This window comes from Bacillus sp. 05T31 (assembly GCF_056396725.1).
This window is the reverse complement of sequence record NZ_JBFTMA010000906.1, coordinates 1-1,402: the sequence shown is the minus strand read 5'-3', so window position 1 is coordinate 1,402 and position 1,402 is coordinate 1. Positions and strand designations below refer to the sequence as shown.

The 1,402-nt window shown below is 32.5% G+C and carries 2 protein-coding genes and 1 pseudogene; all 3 read right to left on the bottom strand.

The window, feature by feature from the left end:
• A partial coding sequence (locus AC1DJR_RS29760; protein ID WP_477004233.1) for a nuclear transport factor 2-like protein occupies window positions 1-171 on the bottom strand: 171 nt, incomplete at its 3' end.
• A gap of 4 nt (window positions 172-175) precedes the next feature.
• Window positions 176-997, bottom strand: coding sequence for an MBL fold metallo-hydrolase (locus AC1DJR_RS29755; RefSeq protein WP_477004232.1), 822 nt, complete (start codon window positions 995-997; stop codon window positions 176-178).
• Between the two features lie 292 nt (window positions 998-1,289).
• A pseudogene (locus tag AC1DJR_RS29750) lies at window positions 1,290-1,402 on the bottom strand (DsbA family protein); the annotation flags it as partial.

Below are 1,402 nucleotides of genomic sequence, written 5' to 3'. Positions count from 1 at the left end.
TTCATGTACATTTTTCACTACTTCATCTGGACCTATATAAGTACCTGCATATGGAAACCCAGCAGCTTCTGTCCAAGATACATTTTCACCTAAATACGTTTTGAACGCATCCAATTTCCCTTCGCCAGTTAACACATACGTTTCATGTAATAGTTTTTGATATTTATTCATTGCATTAACCCCAAGGCATTTCTTTTGTTACAACTTTTGCACTTAATTCTAATACACCTTTATTTGCATAGCCTGGATATGCTGCATCAAGTTTCGCTACAAAATCTTTTGAAGTTTTACTTTCCTCAGAAGCTTGAACCGCAGTTCTTAGGTAATCCATAGTTGCAGTAAGTGCCTGATTATTTAAAGATTTTTCAATTGATCCATGGCTAGGTACAATTATGTCAGCATTTAATGCTTGTAATACTTTCAAGTTTTCAATCCATGCCTCCATTGCYGCTTTTGAGCTAGTATCCGCTAAGAATACATGTATTTCGTTAAATACATCAATACCACCAATTAATAATTTTAGCTCTTTATTAAATAAGCTAGTTCTGTAATGATCTAAGCCTACTAGTTCAAATGTTAACCCCTGAAAATCAATCGTTTTTTCTTTAAACACTTGAGGTAATACTACGTTGCTTGGTGCGTTTTCTCCTAGGGCGCCTTTCCAAACTTTTAATTTACCTAAGACAGAATGAACAATATGTTCAACAGTAGACTCTGTAGCATACGCTATAGCTTCTGGGTAAACAGCCTTACTACTTTCTAATCCAAAGTAGTAATCAGGATCCCCATGAATAATAAAGATTTTATCTAAAGATAAGTCGTTTTTTTTCAGATACTCAACAATTTCTTTCGAATCAGATTGAGTGAATTTTGAGTTTATTAAAAATGCATGACCTGCTTTCTCAACTAAGGTTGCAGTGACCATAAAACTTTTTTCGTCTGAACTAAACACCGTCAATTTCACATCTTTTTGATTTGTATCGATTGTTTTAAACATAGAATGTTATTCTCCTTTTGTTAAAGTTATTTACTAGTTAACATATTTTTATCTTGTTCCGACAGAAGYTCCCTCTTCAATTTACCTRAAARTGTGMTAGCACCAGCAAATAGGCGAGAGATGAATGTCCGTTGGCTTAAGCAAACATGTTTGCTACTATAGTCAATAGAAAAATTAAAATTGGACTCTTTTTAAAAATAAATTGAAACCGACTGTTATAAAAAGATTTAAGTCCATCCAATTCTAGTCTTTTTTAAAACGTTAAATGTTATATACTGTAACTTAAAATTCATTAATATAAATTTTTAAAACGCGCTTCAATTTTATCTGGCGTCATTACCCCACCACCAATAGGGATAATTTGATTATCCTTTTGTAAAAGTAATGAAGGATAACTATTAACAC